Source organism: Pseudacidovorax sp. NFM-22, from assembly GCF_021401245.1.
Classification (GTDB): domain Bacteria; phylum Pseudomonadota; class Gammaproteobacteria; order Burkholderiales; family Burkholderiaceae_C; genus Xenophilus.
The window spans coordinates 137,476-156,505 of sequence record NZ_JACBFY010000011.1 but is presented as its reverse complement, the minus strand read 5'-3'; the positions used below and the strand labels follow the sequence as shown (position 1 = coordinate 156,505).

Below are 19,030 nucleotides of genomic sequence, written 5' to 3'. Positions count from 1 at the left end.
GAACAGGACAGTGAAACGACTCAGCGCCGATGATAGTGCGGACTCCCGTGTGAAAGTAGGTCATCGTCAGGCTCTTACAGCCCTCAAAAAGCCCCTCAGCTCTCGCTGCGGGGCTTTTTGTTTTGGGCGACCGGCCAGCACTCAAGACGGGCCAATACCGCGACGCCAATTCAAGATTCAAGGAGAAATCGCAGCTTTTGAATCGGCCTTCCAGACGCCAGCCGCAACGCTTTAATCAGCCTACAACCCCCGGCGCGTCAGAGTCCAGAAGATGTCCGCCGAGCGAGGCCTGACGCCGTGGCAGCACACGTCGTCGTGCGAATGACGTCGCAGAAGCCGTAGCGAGCGAAGAGCGCCATTCAACCAGCGGCGACCGGCGTAATGCATCCAGCGCGCCAATCGTGCAATTACGGCTCTAAGCCACCGCCCGCTCCGCCTCCTTGGCCGGCCAACCGAACGCCCCTCAGCTCCCCGCCGATATCTTGATCCGAATCGCCGTGGTCTCCCAGCCGCGGGAGCGCAGATGCGCCAGCAGCATCGGCACCATCTGCCGCAGCTTCGCCGCCACCGCACTGCCTTTGACAAGCAGGCACCAACTGCCGTCCTCCAACGGCCCCGCCTGCAGCGCCGCGAACATCGCCGGCGGAACCAGCGGCTGGATGGCCTTGAGCCGTGCCTGGCTGGCTCGGACGCGGGACAGCAAGCCTGACAGCGTTGGCGAATCCTCGGTGGCTTGAAGCAAGGTGATGGCGTGGGAACGTCGGGTCATGGACAGGCTCTAAAATGCCCTGTTCACCGGCCCCAGGCTGGTGAGGCATGTCGCGGGACGGCGTGGCGGGTCTTCTTCTTGGAAGGCTGGCCGGCGCCCCCAACTCGTCCACTATCTTAGGCTTTCCGACCCGCCGTTTCTCGAGGCAGCCTCGAAGCGCGCGCCGATATCGCATCCAATGGCCACGAACTTCCTCACCCGCCTATTCGGCAGCCGCAACGACCGCCTCCTGAAGCAGTATCGAAAGAACGCAGAGCGCGTGAACGCGCTGGAGCCACAGTTCGAGAAGCTCGACGACGATGCGCTGCGGGGCAAGACGCAGGAGTTCAGGGAGCGGCTCGCCAAGGGCGAGTCACTGGACGATCTGCTGCCCGAGGCCTTCGCCACGGTGCGTGAGGCCTCGAAGCGCGTGATGAAGATGCGGCATTTCGACGTGCAGCTCATTGGCGGCATGGCCCTTCACCAGGGCAAGATCGCCGAGATGCGCACGGGCGAAGGCAAGACGCTCACCGCAACGCTGCCGGTCTACCTGAATGCGCTCACTGGCAAGGGCGTCCATGTGGTCACGGTGAACGACTATCTGGCCAGCCGCGATGCGACCTGGATGGGGCGCCTGTACAACTTCCTCGGACTGACGGTGGGCATCAACCTGCCCAACATGCCCAAGGAGGAGAAGCAGGCGGCCTATGGCTCGGACATCACCTACGGCACCAACAACGAGTACGGTTTCGACTACCTGCGCGACAACATGGTCTACGAGCCGGCCGACCGTGTGCAGCGGGGGCTCAACTACGCCATCGTCGACGAGGTGGACTCCATCCTGATCGACGAAGCGCGTACGCCGCTGATCATCAGTGGCCAGGCCGAAGACCACACGCAGATGTACCTGGCCATCAACCAGGTGGCGCCCCTGCTGACCCGCCAGGAGGGCGAAGAGGATCCTCGAACCGGCGAGGGCATCACCAAGCCCGGTGACTTCACGGTGGACGAGAAGGCGCACCAGATCTTCCTGACCGAAGATGGTCACGAGAAGGCCGAGCAGTTGCTGAGCCAAGCCGGCCTGTTGCCCGAAGGCGCATCGCTCTACGACCCGGCCAACATCACGCTGATGCACCACCTGAATGCCGCGCTGCGTGCACGGCACCTGTATCACCGCGACCAGCACTACGTGGTCCAGGACGGCGAGGTGGTCATCGTCGACGAATTCACGGGCCGCCTGATGAGTGGTCGCCGCTGGAGCGACGGCCTGCATCAGGCCGTGGAAGCCAAGGAAGGCGTGGAGATCCAGGCCGAGAACCAGACGCTGGCATCGATCACCTTCCAGAACTACTTCCGCCTGTACGGCAAGCTCGCCGGCATGACCGGCACGGCCGACACCGAAGCCTACGAGTTCCAGGAGATCTACGGGCTCGAGACGGTCATCATCCCGCCCAACCGGCCCAGCAAGCGCGACGATCAGCTCGACCGCGTCTACAAGACCACGCGCGAGAAGTACGAGGCGGCCATCGCGGACATCCGCGAATGCCACGAGCGCGGCCAGCCGGTGCTGGTGGGTACGTCGTCGATCGAGAACTCGGAAATCATCTCCGGCCTGCTGACGCATGCGGACCTGCCGCACCAGGTGCTCAACGCCAAGCAGCATGCACGCGAGGCGGACATCATTGCGCAGGCCGGTCGGCCCAAGATGATCACCATCGCCACCAACATGGCGGGCCGCGGCACCGACATCGTGCTGGGCGGCAACGTGGAGAAGCTGGTCGAGGCCGTGGAGGCCGACGAGTCGCTCGATGCCGCAACCAAGCAGGCACGCATCGAGGAACTGCGCGATGGTTGGAAGGCGGAGCACGAGTTCGTGCGCTCGCTGGGCGGCCTGCGCATCATCGCCACCGAGCGCCACGAGTCCCGCCGCATCGACAACCAGCTGCGCGGGCGTTCGGGCCGCCAGGGTGACCCCGGCTCCTCTCGCTTCTACCTGAGCCTGGACGACCAGCTGATGCGCATCTTCGCGGGCGACCGCGTGCGCGCCATCATGGACCGCCTGAAGATGCCCGACGGCGAAGCGATCGAGGCTGGCATCGTGACGCGCAGCATCGAGAGCGCGCAGCGCAAGGTCGAGGCGCGCAACTTCGACGTCCGCAAGCAGCTGCTCGAGTACGACGACGTGGCCAACGACCAGCGGAAGGTCATCTACCAGCAGCGCAACGAGATCCTGGACGCCACCGAACTCGGCGCCCAGATCGACGCACTGCGCGAGGGCTGCTTCACCGACCTGGTTCGCCAATACGTGCCGGCCGAGTCGGTGGAGGAGCAGTGGGACCTGCCGGGTCTGGAGCGTGCCCTGGCGGCGGACTGGGGCCTCGAACTGCCGCTGGTGCAGGAAGTCGAGGGCGCCGCTGCCATGACCGACGAGGACATCGTCGAGCGCGTGGTCAAGGCGGCCAACGAGGCCTACGAAGCCAAGGTCGCCCTGGTCGGCCGCGAGCAGTTCACGCAGTTCGAGCGCATGGTGCTGCTGCAGGCCATGGACAGCAACTGGCGCGAGCACCTGTCCTCGCTCGACTACCTGCGCCAAGGCATCCACCTGCGCGGCTACGCCCAGAAGCAGCCCAAGCAGGAATACAAGCGCGAGGCCTTCGAGCTCTTCGGCCAGTTGCTCGACACGGTCAAGAACGAGGTGACGCGCCAGCTGATGCTGGTGCGCATCCAGTCGGCCGAGCAGATCGAGCAGGCGGCCGACGACATGGAAAGCCGCGCGGAGGCGATTTCCAACCTCACCTACACCGCGCCGACCGAAACGGGCGAGCCGGAGGTGCGCAGCACCGCGGCGGCCAGTCCTACGGCAGCCGCAGCGGCCGTGGCGGCCGCCGTCGCCGCCGGCCGCGTGGGCCGCAACGATCCCTGCCCCTGCGGCAGCGGCAAGAAGTACAAGCAGTGCCACGGCAAGCTGAGCTGATCGCCGGCTGAGCCTTCGCCTTTGCGCCCCGGCGCCGGCCGTCATCGGCACGGCACCGGGGCGCTGCACAATCCGCGTCCCAGACTTTTCAGGAATCCCCATGCCCGTGAACCTGACCGCCCCCGATCCAGCCCAGTTGCACCCCGTGCCGGGCGTGCGCATCGGCGTCACCGAAGCCGGCGTTCGCAAGGCCAATCGCAAGGACTTGACCGTGTTCCTGCTCGACGAGGGGAGTGCCGTGGGCGGCGTGTTCACGCAGAACCGCTTCTGCGCGGCGCCGGTGCAGGTCTGCCGTGAGCATCTGGCCGCAGGCTTCGGCGTCCGCGCGCTGGTCATCAACACCGGCAATGCCAACGCCGGCACCGGCGAGGATGGCCTGGTGCGTGCGCGCTCCACCTGCATCGCCCTGGCCCGCCTGCTGGAAGTGGCGCCTGAGCAGATCCTGCCGTTCTCCACCGGCGTGATCATGGAGACGCTCCCCAACGACCGCATTGCCGCCGGCTTGCCCGCCGCGCTGGACGACGCGTCGGATGCGCACTGGGGCCGCGCCGCCGAAGGCATCATGACCACCGACACCGTGCCCAAGGCCTTCAGCCGTCAGGTCGCGCTGGGCGGTGCCACCGTCACCATCACTGGCATCAGCAAGGGGGCCGGCATGATCCGCCCGAACATGGCGACCATGCTGGGCTTCCTGGCCACCGATGCGCGCATTGCGCCGGCGCTACTGCAGCCGCTGGCCCGCACGCTGGCCGAAGGCTCCTTCAATCGCGTCACCATCGACGGCGACACTTCCACCAACGATTCCTTCGTCGTCATCGCCACGGGCAAGACCGGCCCGGCCATCGACGCGCTGGACAGCGCCGACGGCCAGGCCCTGCTGGCGGCCATGCAGGCGGTGGCGCGTGACCTGGCCCAGGCCATCGTGCGCGACGGCGAGGGCGCGACCAAGTTCATCACCGTGCAGGTGGAAGGCGGCCGCGACGCCGCCGAATGCCGGCAGGCGGCCTATGCCGTGGCCCACTCGCCGCTGGTCAAGACCGCCTTCTTCGCCAGCGACCCGAACCTGGGCCGCATCCTTGCGGCCGTGGGCTATGCCGGCATTGCCGACCTGGACCAGACGTGCATCGAGCTGCACCTGGACGATGTGCATGTGGTCACCCGTGGCGGTCGCCATCCCGACTACCGCGAAGAAGACGGCCAGCGCGTGATGAAGAAGAGCGAGATCGTCGTGCGCATCGGGCTGGGTCGCGGCGAGGCCAGCGACACGGTCTGGACCTGCGACCTCAGCCACGACTACGTCTCCATCAACGCGGATTACCGCTCCTGAGAAGGCGCGGGTCGCGCGTCCGCCCCATGCCGCCATGAACGAGAAATTCGAGCGCCTGATCGAACGGGCCGAGCAACTGATCGACCGCATCGAGTCCGTGCTGCCCCAGCCCCTGGGCGCGCCGCCCGACTGGAATGCCGCCATCGCCTGGCGCTACCGCCGACGCAGTTCTGGCCATGGCCGGCTGGAGCCGGTGCGCCATGTGGCGGCGATGGCGCTCTCCGATCTCAAGGAGATCGACGGCCAGAAGGAAAAAATCGAACGCAACACCCGCCAGTTCATCGAGGGCCGCCCCGCCAACAACGTGCTGCTGACCGGCGCGCGCGGTACGGGCAAGTCCTCGCTGGTGCGGGCCTGTCTGCATGAGTTCGCGCCGCAAGGCCTGCGCCTGATCGAGGTCGACAAGGCGGACCTGACCGACCTGCCCGACATCGTCGAGGTGGTTTCCGGCCGGCCCGAGAAGTTCATCGTCTTCAGCGACGACCTGAGCTTCGACGAGGGCGAGCCGGGCTACAAGGCGCTCAAGTCCATCCTCGACGGCTCGGTGGCCGCGGCCACGCCCAACGTGCTGATCTACGCGACCAGCAACCGGCGCCACCTGCTGCCCGAGTACATGAAGGAGAACCTCAGCTACACGCACACGGAGGATGGCGAGGTGCATCCCGGTGAGGTGGTGGAAGAGAAGATCTCGCTGTCCGAGCGCTTCGGCCTGTGGGTGAGCTTCTATCCCTTCTCGCAGGCCGAGTACCTGGCGATCGTGGCGCAGTGGCTGTCGTCCTTCGGGCTGGACGCTGCCGCCATCGAGTCGGCGCGGCCCCAGGCGTTGGTGTGGGCGTTGGAACGCGGCTCGCGCAGTGGACGCGTGGCCTACCAGTTCTCGCGCGACTTCGCGGGGCGGATGGCGGTATGACGGAAGTCGCCCCCTCCACCGCGCCCCGCAAGCACACCGAAGTGGCTGTCGGTGTGCTCATCGCTGTGGACGGTGCGCTGCTGCTGTCCACGCGCCCTGACGGCAAGCCCTATGCGGGCTACTGGGAGTTCCCGGGCGGCAAGATCGAAGCCGGCGAAACGGTCGAAGAGGCGCTGCGTCGGGAGCTGCAAGAGGAACTGGGCATCACCATCGACGGCGCCGAGGTCTGGCGCGTGACCGAGCACGACTATCCGCATGCGCTGGTGCGGCTGCACTGGTGCAAGGTGTTCAGCTGGACCGGCGAGTTCGAGATGCGTGAAGGCCAGACGATGTGCTGGCAGCAGCTGCCGCTGACGGTGACGCCGGTGCTGCCCGGCGCCATGCCGGTGCTGCAGTGGCTGGCGGAGGAGCGCGGCGTCGCGGGTCCGGTGCTCGCCGGCGGCTGAGACAACATCCCTCAGGCGGGGCATAACCTCCCGGCTGCTGCGAGTGTGCTGAGTGACCAGCCTCCCGCGGCCAGGCGACCTTCTCTCAGCTTTGCAGGCGCGGATCGCCGAAGGGCTCGTCGTCGGGCGGCGCCTCGGTCGGCATGCGGAACTGCTCGCTGGCCCACGCCCCCAGGTCGATGCCCTTGCACCGTGCGCTGCAGAACGGGCGGAAGCGGTTCTCGGGCGCATAGACGCTGTCCTGCCCGCAGGCGGGGCAGGGCACCAGGCGGACAGCAGGCTTCTTCTTCGGGTCGGAACTCATCGGAACGGCAGGAGGGCGCCCTTCAGGCGCACAGGGTGAGCTCGAACGGCGCGTCGTCGACGCTGGGTTGCAGATGGCCCTGCTCGTCCTGCCGCATCAGCCGCACCGAGACCATCAAGCGATTGCCGCTGATCTCCGGCACTACATCGAGCGACGGGTCGATACGCAGGCGGAGCAACTGGAAGCTGCGGCTTTGCGGCAGCGTCTGCTGGAACTGCCCACGCGTGGCCATCACCCGGCAGGGCATGTCGGCATCGCGCAGCAGCTTGAGCAGCAGGTAGACGGCCTCGGCCAGCGGCGACAGGCTCGCCGCCCATTGCTGCAGGTCGGCCCGACGCTGGGCGGCACTGCGGTGCTGCCAGGCGTGATAGGCGGGCAGGTCGAATTCGCAGGTGCCGGCAGGAATGCCCGCCCGGCTGCGGATGCTCATCAGCCACTCGTTGTCGGCCAGCGCCTGGCCCGCCTTGCCGCTGGCGCTGTTGAGCGACTGGAAGGCACGGTCCAGCTGCAACACGAATGCGTCGAGCAACGACTCCTGAATGGCAGGATTGCCGCGGTAGCCGTTGAACACCGCCTTCTGCTTGTCCAGGTCTCGCAGCGCCTCGGACTTGAGGTCGGCGCGGCCCGCCACGTCCATGATGTCGAACATGGTGAGCAACGCGAAATGATGATGCAGCGCCGAGTCCGATGGCACCAGTTCGCCCAGGCGACGGAACAGGTGCTCGAGCCGAAGGTAGGTCCGGATGCGCTCGTTGAAGGGATATTCGTAGAGGATCACGTCTCTGTGGGGCTCCTTCGCGACATCATAGTTGCCGCGATGCCACATGCGTGTCCGGTTCCCAATGTTTCACGGGGCCTTGGCGACACCCAGCCGCGCCTGCACTTCCTTGAGCATGATGTCCCCCAAAGCATACTGCCCGTGCATCGAGAAGTGCGTGTCGTTGGGGAAGTACAGGTCACGCACCTGGTGCCGTGCGGATTGCGCATAGGCAAACAGGTCGGGCCCGAGGCCGCTCGGCCGGAAGCGCGCGAGGAAGGCGTCGGAGTAGGACGGGTCCAGGTAGACGGTCGTCTTGTTGGGAATGACCATCCACAAGATGGGGATCGGCTGCGAGCGCGTGAAGCTGACCATGTGCTCGAAGGTCTGCGCCGTCAACGGGCCGTTGGTCAGATCTTCCTTGAAGAAGAGCGCGCGCTCGCACAGGTGGTGCGAGAACTGCTTGCAGCCATCGGGCACGAAGCGCACCTGCGTGTCCTCACCGAACTGCAGGTCGGTGTGCGACTTGTACACCGCCTTCATGTTGCGGTAGGTGATCAGGCCGGTGGTCAGTTTGGCGCTCCAGTTCAGGCCCAAATCCGGCACACCGACCAAGGGACGGATGAAGGGCTCGGCCTTCACGTCGGGCGGCTTCTTGCCCATGGTGGCGCAACTGTCGCTCTTGCGTACGCGCTCGTCGAGCAGGCGCTCGACGCTTTCGGCGATGACCAGGCGACCGCGGAAGCCCGCGCGCTGAAGCCACTGAGAGAAGTCACCGCACAGGTAGCCCACCTGGCCCCAGTAGATGGTGGAGACCTTGTAGCCGGCGCGAACCAGCGTCGACTGCCAGTACAGCGTCATCGAGAAGCTGTCACCCACCACCACGATGTCGGCATCGCTCAGTGGTGAGGACTTCAACGAATCGGCGGGAGGTGCGGGCGGCGCGGGCTGCTGCCAGCCGAACTCCGCGTCCGACAGCCGGCCGATGCGGGTCAGATCGCCATAGGGGACCGGCGTGAACAGCGTCAGCACCAGCAGGACGCTGACGACGACGAAGCCGACGAGGAAGGTGCGAAGCCAGATCGCTGCGTAATTCATGAACGCTGTCAGGGAAGAGGTTCCAGCCCGGCCGCCCGCACGGCGTCGACCATGCGGTTGCCGAAGTAGAGCTGGCCTTGCATCGACCAGTGCGTGTCGTTGGGCCAGTAGAGGTCGATGATGCGCAGGCGCTGTTCCTGGGCCATCGCGAAGAGGTCGGGACCCACGCCCAGGGCGTTGCTGCGGGCCACGAAGGCGCTGGCGTTGTGGGTGTCGAGGTAGACGGTCGTCTTGTTGGGCACGACCATCCACATGACCTTCACCGGCGCCGCCCCGCGTGTCAGGGTGGCCATGAAATCGGCATCCCGGGGCTGCAACTCGCGGTTGGTCCGGTCGGCCGTGAGAAACAGGCTCTTGTCGCAGACGCGGCTGCTGAACTGCCTGCAGCCATCGGCCACCGGGCTGGAGAAGATGTAGTCGCCGAAGCGCTCGTGCTCCACGTCCACCACGCCATCCGTCTTCACGATCTGGCGCGTGTTGAGGTAGGTGATGAGGCCGGTGGTCAGGGGCGACTCCCAGTTGAGCCGGAAGCCCGGGGCCGGTTGGGCCGGGCTCTGCGTGGGCACGGGCAGCGCCTTGAGCGGGCGGCGGACCATGGTCTTGCAACCCTGGGCCTGCTCCAGGCGTTCGGGCAGCAGGCGCTCGATGCTCTCGAGGATGACCATCCGGCCCTTGAAGCCGATGGACCTCAGCCAGGCCGGGAAGTCGGCGCACAGCGGGCCGCTCCGGTCCCAGTGCGTGGTCGCCACCTTGTAGCCCGCTGCGACCAGGGGCGACTGCCAGGCGTAGTACATCGAGAAGCTGTCGCCGATGACCAGGATGTCCGCGTCGGCCGGCTCCCATCCACGAACATGGGCCATGGGGATGTCCGGTGGCACGGACCGCCAGCCGAAGGCGTCTTCGGAGACGCGGCCAATGCGCGTCAGGCCGCCTTCGGCCGGCTGCGTGAACAGGGTGACCAGGAACAGCGCGACGATGACCGCAAAACCGGTCATGAAGACGCCGAGCCAGGTCCGCGCGGGCTTGTGCATCACTGCCGCTTCGTCAGAACTGGAAGTACAGGAAGGGGCTGTAGGTGCCCAGTCGCGAGATGGACATGCCCAGCAGCAGCACGGTCACGGCAGCCGTGACCACGGTGGCGAGGCCGGCCAGTCGGGGACGGCCGGCCAGGGCCGGGACCACTGGCACCCAGCGCTGCAGGCTGATGGTGGGCGGCAGCGCCAGGCAGATGAACAGGCCCAGGAACATGGTCTGGAAGAACTCGGGCTTGCGGTAGGGAATGGTGAACTCGGAGAAGGCCGACATCGAGACGCCGTTGAGCCCCAGCATGCCCTTGTAGAGGTGCATGGCGGTGGTCATGCTGTCGGCGCGGAACACCACCCAGGCGACCATCACGCACAGGAAGGTCAGCAGCCAGCGCAGCGGCAAGGTCCACCTGCTCGGCGGCCGGTTGCGCCGAACCTTGGCGTTCCAGAGATGGTTGATGGTGAGGTAGATGCCGTGCAGCGCACCCCACAGCACGAAGGTCCAGGCGGCGCCGTGCCACAGGCCGCCCAGCAGCATGGTCAGGAAGAGGTTGAGGTAGCGCCGTGCTTCGCCCTTGCGGTTGCCGCCGAGCGGGATGTAGAGGTAGTCGCGCAGGAAGGTCGACAGCGAGATGTGCCAGCGGCGCCAGAACTCGATGATGCTGGTCGACTTGTAGGGCGAAGCGAAGTTGAGCGGCAGGTTCACGCCCATGCACAGCGCGATGCCCACGGCCATGTCGGAGTAGCCGGAGAAGTCGAAGTAGATCTGCAGCGTGTACGCCAGCACCCCGAACCAGGCGCTGATCAGGGTCGGGATGGTGCCGCCCTGCACGCCGTGGAAGACCATGTCCGCGTACTCGCCCATGCGGTCCGCGATCAGCAGCTTCTTGGCGAGGCCGAAGCTGAAGATGGCCAGTCCAAGTGCGAGCTTGTTGGTGTCCACGCGGTAGGTCGCCGGGTTGGCGAACTGCGGCATCATCTGCGCGTGGTGCAGCACCGGGCCCGCGATCAGGTGCGGGAAGTAGGTCACGAACAGCACGTAGTGCACGAAGCTGCGTTCGCGCACCTTGCCCTGCCAGCAGTCCACCAGGAAGGCGATCTGCGTGAAGGTGTAGAAGGAGATGCCGATGGGCAGCGCCACATGCAGCATCGGCAGGGGTGCGATGCCCGCCTCGCCCAGGGCCTCGTTCACGTTGCCGATGAAGAAGTCCGCGTACTTGAAGATGCCCAGCAGCGTCAGGTTCACGGTGAGCGCCAGCACCAGCATGCGCTTGCGTGCGCGGTCGCTGCGGCCCTCCTGCGGCGTGAGCTGCAGGCCGAACCAGTAGTTCATGCAGATGGAGGCCAGCAGCAGGGGCAGGGCCTTCACGCTCCACCAGCCGTAGAAGAACAGCGATGCCAGCGCCAGGAAGCCTGCCGCTGCCCGCGTGTTGCGCCATCCGATCAGGAAGAAGCCCGCCAGCACCAGCGGGAAGAAGACGAAGATGAACGCGTAGGAGTTGAAAAGCATCGGGGATGGGGCTTCTTGTGCGCCGGTTTCGGCGGGGCCGTACGGGGTCCTGCGCGTGTCTCTGCGTTGTGATGCCCGCCCCAGTGTGGGCGGGTCGCGAAGGAGCAGCGCGGGATTATCGCAAGCCCGGCCTGACCCAACGCTGCCACAGCGACTGGACGCATAGAGCCAGGGCGTCCATGCCGAGTTCCTCGTTGTGGATCACGGCATCGGCGGCGGCCCGCCGTTGGGCTCGTGATGCCTGCTGCGCGATCACGGCCCGCACCGTCTCCTCCGGCCAGCCGGAGCGGGCCATGACGCGGCGCACCTGGACGTCTTCGGACGCATCGACCACGAGCACACGATTCACCAGGGCGCGCCAGCGACCGGACTCCACCAGCAGCGGGACGTCGAAGACGAGCATGGGCAGGTCGCCGTGTGCACGCGCCTGACGCTCGCATTCCTCGCCGATCAGTGGGTGGAGCACGCCCTGCAGGCGGTGGCGGACGTCGGGGTTGCCGAAGGCGAGTTCGCGCATCCGGGCCCGGTCGAGGCTGCCGTCGGGGGCCGCCATTTCGGGCCCGAAGGCCTGCAAGATGGCGGGCATGGCCCGCCCACCCGGCGCCGTCAGCTGGCGCGCGATGGCGTCGGTGTCGACCAGGCCAGCGCCCAACGCCTGCAGTTGGGCGGCGACGGTGCTCTTGCCGCTGCCGATGCCGCCGGTGAGGCCGATGCGCAGCATGGCCGACTCAGAAGCCCAGGGGGAAGGCGAAGGGCAGCCAGGCGCGCACGGTGTCCGGCCCGAGGATCAGGCAGAGCAGGCCCGCGCCCGCCAGGAAGGGGCCGAAAGACAGGGGCACATGCCGGTTGGCCAGGCGGCCCACCAGCAGCAGCACGACGCCCAGCACGGCGCCCACCAGCGAGGACACGAGGATGATGGCCAGCAGGAAGGGGGCGCCCAGCCAGGCGCCCAGGGCGGCCAGCAGCTTGAAGTCGCCAAAGCCCATGCCCTCCTTGCCGGTGGCGGCCCGGTAGAGCCGATAGACGATCCAGAGGCTCAGATAGCCGAAGACGGCACCCCAGATGGCCGAGGTGGGCGAGACCCCGGTCAGCCCATAGGCCGCGCCTGCAAGACCCAGCCACAGCAGCAGGTAGTTCAGCGAGTCCGGCAGCAGTTGGGTGTCTAGGTCGATGACGAACTGGCAGACGAGGATCGCGCAGAAGGCCGCCCAGAGGGCTGCGACCGGCGTCATGCCGAAGCGCCATGCGCACAGCGCGAACAGCGCGCCGGTGACCAGTTCGACCGCCGGATAGCGCAGGCCGATCGGCGTCTTGCAGGCGCTGCAGCGGCCCCGCAGCACCAGCCAGCTCAGCAGCGGGATGTTTTCGTACCACCGGATCTCGTGGCCGCAGTGGCCGCAGCGCGATCCCGGTCGCGCGAGCGTGAGCGGCGGCAGCGCATCGACCTGGTCGAGCGCGGCCTGGGCATCCTGCTCGAGACGGCCAGGGGGCTTCGTGTCTTTGCCGAAGACCAGTTCCCACAGGCTGGGAATGCCGGGCTGGGGCGCCAGGTTGGCCGTGGCATCCACGAGCCAGCCGCGGTACATCATGCGCGGCAGGCGATGGATCACCACGTTGAGGAAGCTGCCGACGACAAGGCCCAGCAGGCCGCCTGCCGCGGCATCCAGGAACGCCGGCGCCATCAGACGACCTGGCCCAGCTTGAAGATCGGCAGGTACATCGACACGACGATGCCCCCGATCACCACCCCCAGCACGACGATGATGATCGGCTCCATCAGGCTCGACAGGCCCGCCACCATGGCGTCGACCTCCTGCTCATAGAAGTCGGCGGCCTTGCCCAGCATGTGGTCGATGGAGCCGGACTCCTCGCCGATGGCCGTCATCTGCAGCACCATGGGCGGGAACAGGTTCGCGCCCGTCATGGCCGTCGTCAGGCTGGTGCCCGTCGACACCTCCTGCTGGATGCGAGTGGTGGCCTTCGCATACACCGAGTTGCCCGATGCCCCACCCACCGAGTCGAGGGCCTCCACCAGCGGGACGCCCGCGGCGAACATGGTCGACAGCGTGCGCGTCCAGCGCGCCACGCAGGACTTGTCGATGAGCGCGCCGAAGATCGGCAGGCGCAGCAGCAGGCGGTCCATGCCTTCCTGGAATTTCTCGTTGCGCTTCCAGGCCTGCATGAGGAAGTAGCCACCCGCGATCAGCACCCCGAAGATCAACCACCAGTAGCCCACGAAGAATTCGCTCATGGCGATGACGAACAGCGTGGGCGCGGGCAGGTCGGCCCCGAAGGAGGTGAACACTTGCTTGAAGGACGGGATCACGAACAGCATGATGATCGTGACCACGATGAAGGCCACCAGGATCACGGCCGTCGGGTACATCAGCGCCGATTTGATCTTCGACTTGATGGCCTCGGTCTTCTCCATGTAGATGGCCAGGCGGTCGAGCAGCTCTTCCAGGATGCCGGCCGCCTCGCCGGCCTCGATCAGGTTGCAGTAGAGGCTGTTGAAGTACTTGGGATGCTTGCGGAAGGCCGAGGACAGCGAGGTGCCGGTCTCCACGTCGGTGCGGATGTCGTTGAGCAGCCGCGCCATGTTGGGATTGCTGTTGCCGCGGCCCACGATGTCGAAGGACTGCAGCAGCGGCACGCCGGCCTTCATCATCGTCGCCATCTGCCGGGTGAACACGGCCACGTCGCGTGGCTTGATCGCCTTGCCCGAGCGCAGGCGGCGCTTCTTGATCTTGGTGGTCAGGACGCCCTGGCGCCGCAGCGAGGCCTGGACCTGGTTCTCGCCCAGGGCCCGCATCTCGCCCCGGACGGCCTTGCCGTTGCGGTCGCGGCCTTCCCACTCGTAGAGGTGTTCCTTGGCAGAGGTGGGGCGGGTGGGGCTTCGTTTCTGGGCGGCTGTGGCCATGGCAACTCCGTTGGGCGCGCGTCCGAGTCTATTCGTTGGTGACGCCGAGCACCTCTTCGAGCGAGGTCACGCCCTGCATCACCTTCTGCAGGCCCGAGCGGCGCAGCGAGCGCACGCCCTCGCGCTCGGACTGGGCGGCGATCTCGAGCGCGCTGCCATCGCGAAGAATGATCTTCTGGATCTCCTCCGAGATCGGCATCACCTGGTAGATGCCGACCCGGCCCTTATAGCCGCCGCTGCAGGCGGGGCAGCCCACGGGTCGGTAGGGCTTCCAGCTGCCGTCGAGCTCCTCGCGCCGGAAGCCGGCGTCCAGCAGCGCCTGCGGCGGAAGGTCGGCGGGCAGCTTGCACTGCGGGCACAGGCGACGCGCCAGGCGCTGGGCGGTGATCAGGATGACGCTCGACGCGATGTTGAAGGGGGCGATGCCCATGTTGCGCATCCGCGTCAGCGTAGTGGGCGCGTCGTTGGTGTGCAGGGTGGAGAGCACCAGGTGGCCGGTCTGCGCGGCCTTGATGGCGATGTCGGCCGTGTCCAGGTCGCGGATCTCGCCGACCATGATGATGTCCGGGTCCTGCCGCAGGAAGGCGCGCAGCGCCGTCGCGAAGGTCAAGCCGGCCTTCTCGTTGACGTTGACCTGGTTGACGCCCGGGAGGTTGATCTCGGACGGGTCCTCTGCGGTGGCGATGTTGACGCCCGGCTTGTTCAGCAGGTTCAGGCAGGTGTAGAGCGATACTGTCTTGCCCGAGCCCGTGGGCCCGGTCACCAGGATCATGCCGTAGGGTCGGCCGATGGCGGTGAGCAGGCGCTCCTTTTCGTCCGCGTCGTAGCCGAGCGCGTCGATGCCCAGGCGCGCGCTGCTGGGGTCGAGGATCCGGATCACGATCTTCTCGCCGAAGAGCGTTGGCAATGTGCTGACACGGAAGTCGATCACCCGGTCGGCGCCGACCTTCAGCTTCATCCGGCCGTCCTGCGGGATCCGCTTCTCGGAGATGTCCAGCTTGGAGATCACCTTGATGCGCGAGGCCAGCTTGTCCTTGATGGCCACGGGCGGGCTGGCGATCTCGCGCAGTTCGCCGTCCACCCGGAAGCGCACGCGGTAGTTGTGCTCGTAGGGCTCGAAGTGGATGTCGGAGGCGCGCATGGAGAAGGCGTCGAGCAGCATCTTCTGCAGGAAGCGCACCACGGGGGCGTCCTCCACCTCGGAAGAGGCGGCCGTCTCCTGGGCCTCGTCCGGCTCGCCGAGCAGTTCGTCGTACTCGAACTCGCTGCTCGCCAGTTGCTCCAGCGTTTCCGAGGGGGTGGCCGCGCTCGCGTCGACGAGGCGCGACAGCTTGTCGTACTCGGCCACCACCCAGTCCACGCCCAGTTGGGAGGCGAACTTGATCTTTTCTGCCGCCTGCTGATCGGAGGGGTCGGCCGTGGCGACCACCAGCCGGTTGCCGCGCTTGGCCAACACCACGATGCGGTAGGACTGGCAGAGGCGCACATCCAGCAGCCCCTTGGGCAGTCGCAGCGGATCGACTGCGGCGAGATCGACCAGGGGGGCGGAGAAGCTGATCGCCAGCACATGCGCCAACTCGTGCGGAGACACCTGGCCGGTGCCGGTGAGTTCGGCAATGAAACTGCTGCGCGAGGCCAGCGAGCGACGGTAGATCTGCTCGGCGGCTTGCGGGTCCAGGATGCCTGCCGACACCAGGGCGCGTGCCAAACCAGGCAGCGCGACGGAGGCGGTGTCACGAAGCGGTGGGTCGGCAACAGCCATGCGGCGGAAAACGGAAGGTGGGAGCTGGACGGTCAACGGACCATCACGCCAATGTACATTGGTTGCACAAAAACACATTGTGCAACACGGCTGTAAGCCCTTCGTATGGGTGCCGGGCGTCGGATTGGACCCACAAAAAAGCCCCACGACGTGGGGCTTTGGTGTCTTGCCCGGGGGGGGGCAAGGATGAATCTGGTCGGGGTGAGAGGATTCGAACCTCCGGCCTCTACGTCCCGAACGTAGCGCTCTACCAGGCTAAGCTACACCCCGCTGATCAATCTTGCTTGGGTGCCGATCAGGTTCGGCGCTCAAGAAGCTGAGCCGCTAACTGTAGCATACCTTTCGAGTAAGTATTGGCCGGGAGCGCGTCGAGCGCGGAAATTGCGCGTTCGGCTTCGCGCGCGGCCGCGGCACGGGTGGCTTCCAATGCGCCGGTTTCCCGCACGATCTGGACCACCTGCGGGAGTTGGGAGACGTCGCCTGTCTCCAGTGCCGTGCGGACGACGGCGGCCTGCGCGGCGTTGCCGTGCTTCATGGCGAGGATGAGTGGCAGCGTGGCCTTGCCTTCCCGGAGATCGTCGCCGACGTTCTTGCCCGTCTCGGCGGCATCGCCCGCGTAGTCGAGCACATCGTCCACCACCTGGAATGCGGTCCCGAGGGCTTGGCCGTAGGTGGCGCACGCCTCTTCCAGATCGCGCGGGGCGCCGGACAGGATCGCCGCCAGCCGGGTGCTGGCCTCGAACAGCTTGGCAGTCTTGGAACGGATGACCTGCAGGTAGGCCTGCTCGTCCAGCGACGCATCGCCCATGTTCATGAGCTGCAGCACCTCGCCTTCCGCAATGACGTTGGTGGCTTCGGCCAGAACGTCCATCACGCGCATGTCCTGGGCGTCCAGCATCATCTGGAAGGCGCGCGAATAAAGAAAGTCGCCGACGAGCACGCTGGCTGCGTTGCCGAAGGACTCGTTGGCGGTGGGCCGGCCTCGGCGCAGGGTGGACTCGTCCACCACATCGTCGTGCAGCAGCGTCGCGGTATGGATGAACTCGACGACCGCTGCCAGGTTGAAATGCTGCGTTCCCTCGTAGCCCAGCGCTCGGCTCATCAGCAGAAGCAGGACCGGGCGCAGGCGCTTGCCACCTGCGGCAATGATGTAGCGCGACACTTGGCTCACCAAGGGCACGCCCGTGGACAGGCGGGCGTCGATGACCCGGTCGACCTCGGTCATGTCGCTGGCCACGAGGTCGAGCGCTGCAAGGGTCGGCGGAGGTGGGCTGGCTGTGGTGGAAGACAAGAGAGGGGGCGCGAGGCGCGGTGATCGGTCTTTCGAGCGCCGGAATTATAGGGAGCGGCCATGGACAGGCCCGTCCCTGGGCTGCCGGGGCGTGCATCTTGCCATTGCGCGTGCTATCATGGAGAGCTTCGCGGAATGAGCCGCGGAGAATCTTTCACAAGAGGTTTCCCATGTACGCGGTCATAAAAACCGGTGGCAAGCAGTATCGCGTTGCCCCCGGCGAGAAAATCAAGGTAGAACAGATTGCTGCGGACGTTGGCCAGGAAATCGTGATCGACCAAGTGCTTGCCGTCAGCGACGGCAGCGCGATCAAGGTCGGCACGCCCCTGGTGTCCGGCGCCACGGTGACGGCCACGGTGCTGTCCCACGGCAAGCATGACAAGGTGCGCATCTTCAAGCTGCGTCGCCGTAAGCATTATCAAAAGCGTCAAGGCCACCGCCAGCAGTTCACCGAGCTGCAGATCGGTGCGATTGCCGGCTAAGCCCAGGAGCAGGACACCATGGCACAGAAAAAAGGCGGCGGCTCTACGCGTAACGGGCGCGATTCCAAGCCCAAGATGCTCGGCGTGAAGGCCTTCGGCGGCCAAGTGATCAGCGCCGGTTCCATCATCGTGCGTCAGCGCGGCACGCGCCTGCATGCCGGTGACAACGTGGGCGTGGGCAAGGACCACACCCTGTTCGCGCTGGTCGATGGCCGCGTCTCGTTCGGCATGCGCGGCGCGCTGAACAAGCACGTCGTGAACATCACCCCGGTCTGAGCGACCTCGCTCTCCCGTGTGAAGCCCCGCTTTGCCGGGGCTTCATCGTTTATGTGCCTCCGGCACGTCTCATTTGTAAACTGCCCTCATGAAGTTCGTCGACGAAGCCTTCATCGACATCGCCGCTGGCGATGGCGGCAACGGCTGCGTGTCGTTCCGCCATGAGAAGTACAAGGAATTCGGCGGCCCCGACGGCGGCGACGGCGGCCGCGGCGGCCACGTCTTCGCGGTGGCCGATCCCAACCTCAACACGCTGGTCGACTACCGCTTTTCGCGCCGGCACGAGGCCAAGCGCGGCCAGCACGGCATGGGCTCCGACATGTTCGGCGCCGCGGGCGACGACGTCACGCTGCGCATGCCGGTCGGCACCATCATCAGCGATGCCGAGACGGGCGAGGTGCTGTGCGAACTGCTCGTGCCCGGCGAGCCGGTCACCATCGCCAAGGGCGGGGACGGCGGCTTCGGCAACCTGCGCTTCAAGTCGTCCATCAACCGTGCGCCGCGGCAGAAGACGCCCGGCTGGCCCGGTGAGCGCAAGAGCCTCAAGCTCGAACTCAAGGTGCTGGCCGACGTGGGCCTGCTGGGCATGCCCAATGCCGGCAAGTCGACGCTGATCAGTGCGGTCTCCAATGCCCGCCCGCGCATTGCCGACTATCCCTTCACCACGCTGCATCCCAACCTGGGCGTGGTGCGCCTGGGGCCGGAACAGAGCTTCGTCATTGCCGACCTGCCGGGGCTGATCGAAGGCGCCTCTGAAGGGGCGGGCCTGGGCCACCTCTTCCTGCGACATCTGCAGCGAACCCGGCTGCTGCTGCACGTGGTCGATCTGGCCCCCTTCGACGAGGGTGTGGACCCCGTCGCCCAGGCCAAGGCCATCGTGGGCGAGCTCAAAAAGTACGACAAGGGCCTTCACGACAAGCCCCGCTGGCTGGTGCTCAACAAGCTGGACATGATCCCGGTCGAGGAGCGCGCCGCCCGCGTCAAGGACTTCGTCAAACGCCTGCGCTTCAAGGGACCGGTCTTCGAGATCTCCGCCCTCACGCGAGAAGGCTGCGAGCCGCTGATGCAGGCCATCTACCAGCACGTCAAGGCGCAGCAGAAGGCCGAGCAGCCGCCGGAATACATCGATCCGCGCTTCGCTTCGCCCCAGGACTGACCACCGCCTTCGCCCGCCCTCATCACGGCGCCCGGCGCCGCACG

Annotated in this window: 18 protein-coding genes and 1 tRNA gene; 7 read left to right on the top strand and 12 right to left on the bottom strand. The window is 66.5% G+C overall.

The window, feature by feature from the left end; genetic code table 11:
* Nucleotides 1–463 precede the first annotated feature (463 nt).
* The gene (locus L0984_RS28270; protein WP_234197728.1) at nt 464–769 is read right to left on the bottom strand and encodes a DciA family protein; all 306 of its coding nucleotides are present in this window, start codon (nt 767–769) and stop codon (nt 464–466) included.
* A 178-nt stretch (nt 770–947) separates the two neighbouring features.
* Between L0984_RS28270 and secA the strand changes: the two genes are divergently transcribed.
* From secA to L0984_RS28245, 4 genes are all read left to right on the top strand, one after another.
* Complete coding sequence (gene secA / locus L0984_RS28265) at nt 948–3,722, top strand: preprotein translocase subunit SecA (protein ID WP_305079925.1); 2,775 nt, start codon at nt 948–950, stop codon at nt 3,720–3,722.
* Nucleotides 3,723–3,822: 100 nt separating this feature from the next.
* Nucleotides 3,823–5,049, top strand: a complete 1,227-nt coding sequence (gene argJ / locus L0984_RS28255; protein WP_234197727.1) for a bifunctional glutamate N-acetyltransferase/amino-acid acetyltransferase ArgJ — start codon at nt 3,823–3,825, stop codon at nt 5,047–5,049.
* 34 nt (nt 5,050–5,083) lie between these two features.
* Entirely contained in the window at nt 5,084–5,959 is an 876-nt protein-coding gene (locus L0984_RS28250; RefSeq protein ID WP_234197726.1) for an ATP-binding protein, read from the top strand.
* Nucleotides 5,956–6,405 carry an NUDIX domain-containing protein gene (locus tag L0984_RS28245; protein ID WP_234197725.1) on the top strand — a complete coding sequence of 150 codons (450 nt, stop codon included), beginning with the start codon at nt 5,956–5,958 and terminating at the stop codon, nt 6,403–6,405. The genes L0984_RS28250 and L0984_RS28245 overlap by 4 nt, the downstream gene beginning before the upstream one ends.
* A gap of 85 nt (nt 6,406–6,490) precedes the next feature.
* Here the strand turns inward: L0984_RS28245 and L0984_RS28240 are convergent, their stop codons facing one another.
* From L0984_RS28240 to L0984_RS28190, 11 genes are all read right to left on the bottom strand, one after another.
* Nucleotides 6,491–6,709, bottom strand: coding sequence for a DNA gyrase inhibitor YacG (locus L0984_RS28240; protein ID WP_234197724.1), 219 nt, complete (start codon nt 6,707–6,709; stop codon nt 6,491–6,493).
* 22 nt (nt 6,710–6,731) lie between these two features.
* Complete coding sequence (gene zapD, locus L0984_RS28235; protein WP_017759280.1) at nt 6,732–7,487, bottom strand: cell division protein ZapD; 756 nt, start codon at nt 7,485–7,487, stop codon at nt 6,732–6,734.
* Between the two features lie 69 nt (nt 7,488–7,556).
* Nucleotides 7,557–8,564, bottom strand: coding sequence for a hypothetical protein (locus tag L0984_RS28230; protein WP_234197723.1), 1,008 nt, complete (start codon nt 8,562–8,564; stop codon nt 7,557–7,559).
* Between the two features lie 8 nt (nt 8,565–8,572).
* Entirely contained in the window at nt 8,573–9,595 is a 1,023-nt protein-coding gene (locus L0984_RS28225) for a hypothetical protein (protein WP_234197722.1), read from the bottom strand.
* 13 nt (nt 9,596–9,608) lie between these two features.
* Nucleotides 9,609–11,099: an MBOAT family O-acyltransferase gene (locus L0984_RS28220; protein WP_234197721.1), complete on the bottom strand. Its 1,491-nt coding sequence runs from the start codon at nt 11,097–11,099 to the stop codon at nt 9,609–9,611.
* A 115-nt stretch (nt 11,100–11,214) separates the two neighbouring features.
* Nucleotides 11,215–11,820, bottom strand: coding sequence for a dephospho-CoA kinase (gene coaE / locus L0984_RS28215; protein ID WP_234197720.1), 606 nt, complete (start codon nt 11,818–11,820; stop codon nt 11,215–11,217).
* A 7-nt stretch (nt 11,821–11,827) separates the two neighbouring features.
* On the bottom strand, nt 11,828–12,784 hold the full coding sequence (locus L0984_RS28210) for a prepilin peptidase (RefSeq protein ID WP_370646221.1): 957 nt from the start codon (nt 12,782–12,784) through the stop codon (nt 11,828–11,830).
* Entirely contained in the window at nt 12,781–14,019 is a 1,239-nt protein-coding gene (locus tag L0984_RS28205; RefSeq protein ID WP_234197718.1) for a type II secretion system F family protein, read from the bottom strand. The genes L0984_RS28210 and L0984_RS28205 overlap by 4 nt, the downstream gene beginning before the upstream one ends.
* A gap of 28 nt (nt 14,020–14,047) precedes the next feature.
* On the bottom strand, nt 14,048–15,781 hold the full coding sequence (gene pilB, locus L0984_RS28200; RefSeq protein ID WP_234197717.1) for a type IV-A pilus assembly ATPase PilB: 1,734 nt from the start codon (nt 15,779–15,781) through the stop codon (nt 14,048–14,050).
* Between the two features lie 193 nt (nt 15,782–15,974).
* A tRNA-Pro gene (locus L0984_RS28195) sits at nt 15,975–16,051 on the bottom strand.
* A 25-nt stretch (nt 16,052–16,076) separates the two neighbouring features.
* The gene (locus L0984_RS28190) at nt 16,077–17,006 is read right to left on the bottom strand and encodes a polyprenyl synthetase family protein (protein ID WP_234197716.1); all 930 of its coding nucleotides are present in this window, start codon (nt 17,004–17,006) and stop codon (nt 16,077–16,079) included.
* Between the two features lie 236 nt (nt 17,007–17,242).
* Here L0984_RS28190 and rplU point away from each other — a divergent pair, with 236 nt between their 5' ends.
* From rplU to cgtA, 3 genes are all read left to right on the top strand, one after another.
* Entirely contained in the window at nt 17,243–17,554 is a 312-nt protein-coding gene (gene rplU, locus L0984_RS28185) for a 50S ribosomal protein L21 (protein ID WP_017761189.1), read from the top strand.
* Between the two features lie 18 nt (nt 17,555–17,572).
* Nucleotides 17,573–17,830, top strand: a complete 258-nt coding sequence (gene rpmA / locus L0984_RS28180) for a 50S ribosomal protein L27 (protein WP_017761188.1) — start codon at nt 17,573–17,575, stop codon at nt 17,828–17,830.
* Between the two features lie 88 nt (nt 17,831–17,918).
* Nucleotides 17,919–18,986 carry an Obg family GTPase CgtA gene (cgtA, locus tag L0984_RS28175; protein WP_234197715.1) on the top strand — a complete coding sequence of 356 codons (1,068 nt, stop codon included), beginning with the start codon at nt 17,919–17,921 and terminating at the stop codon, nt 18,984–18,986.
* The last annotated feature ends 44 nt before the right edge of the window (nt 18,987–19,030 follow it).

Coding starts and splice junctions, on each gene's coding strand:
- L0984_RS28205 (WP_234197718.1), bottom strand. CDS start 14,019: ATGGCCACAGCCGCCCAGAAACGAAGCCCCACCCGCCCCACCTCTGCC.
- cgtA (WP_234197715.1), top strand. CDS start 17,919: ATGAAGTTCGTCGACGAAGCCTTCATCGACATCGCCGCTGGCGATGGC.
- L0984_RS28245 (WP_234197725.1), top strand. CDS start 5,956: ATGACGGAAGTCGCCCCCTCCACCGCGCCCCGCAAGCACACCGAAGTG.
- coaE (WP_234197720.1), bottom strand. CDS start 11,820: ATGCTGCGCATCGGCCTCACCGGCGGCATCGGCAGCGGCAAGAGCACC.
- L0984_RS28225 (WP_234197722.1), bottom strand. CDS start 9,595: ATGCACAAGCCCGCGCGGACCTGGCTCGGCGTCTTCATGACCGGTTTT.
- argJ (WP_234197727.1), top strand. CDS start 3,823: ATGCCCGTGAACCTGACCGCCCCCGATCCAGCCCAGTTGCACCCCGTG.
- L0984_RS28250 (WP_234197726.1), top strand. CDS start 5,084: ATGAACGAGAAATTCGAGCGCCTGATCGAACGGGCCGAGCAACTGATC.
- secA (WP_305079925.1), top strand. CDS start 948: ATGGCCACGAACTTCCTCACCCGCCTATTCGGCAGCCGCAACGACCGC.
- L0984_RS28220 (WP_234197721.1), bottom strand. CDS start 11,099: ATGCTTTTCAACTCCTACGCGTTCATCTTCGTCTTCTTCCCGCTGGTG.
- rpmA (WP_017761188.1), top strand. CDS start 17,573: ATGGCACAGAAAAAAGGCGGCGGCTCTACGCGTAACGGGCGCGATTCC.
- L0984_RS28190 (WP_234197716.1), bottom strand. CDS start 17,006: ATGACCGAGGTCGACCGGGTCATCGACGCCCGCCTGTCCACGGGCGTG.
- pilB (WP_234197717.1), bottom strand. CDS start 15,781: ATGGCTGTTGCCGACCCACCGCTTCGTGACACCGCCTCCGTCGCGCTG.
- rplU (WP_017761189.1), top strand. CDS start 17,243: ATGTACGCGGTCATAAAAACCGGTGGCAAGCAGTATCGCGTTGCCCCC.
- L0984_RS28240 (WP_234197724.1), bottom strand. CDS start 6,709: ATGAGTTCCGACCCGAAGAAGAAGCCTGCTGTCCGCCTGGTGCCCTGC.
- L0984_RS28230 (WP_234197723.1), bottom strand. CDS start 8,564: ATGAATTACGCAGCGATCTGGCTTCGCACCTTCCTCGTCGGCTTCGTC.
- L0984_RS28270 (WP_234197728.1), bottom strand. CDS start 769: ATGACCCGACGTTCCCACGCCATCACCTTGCTTCAAGCCACCGAGGAT.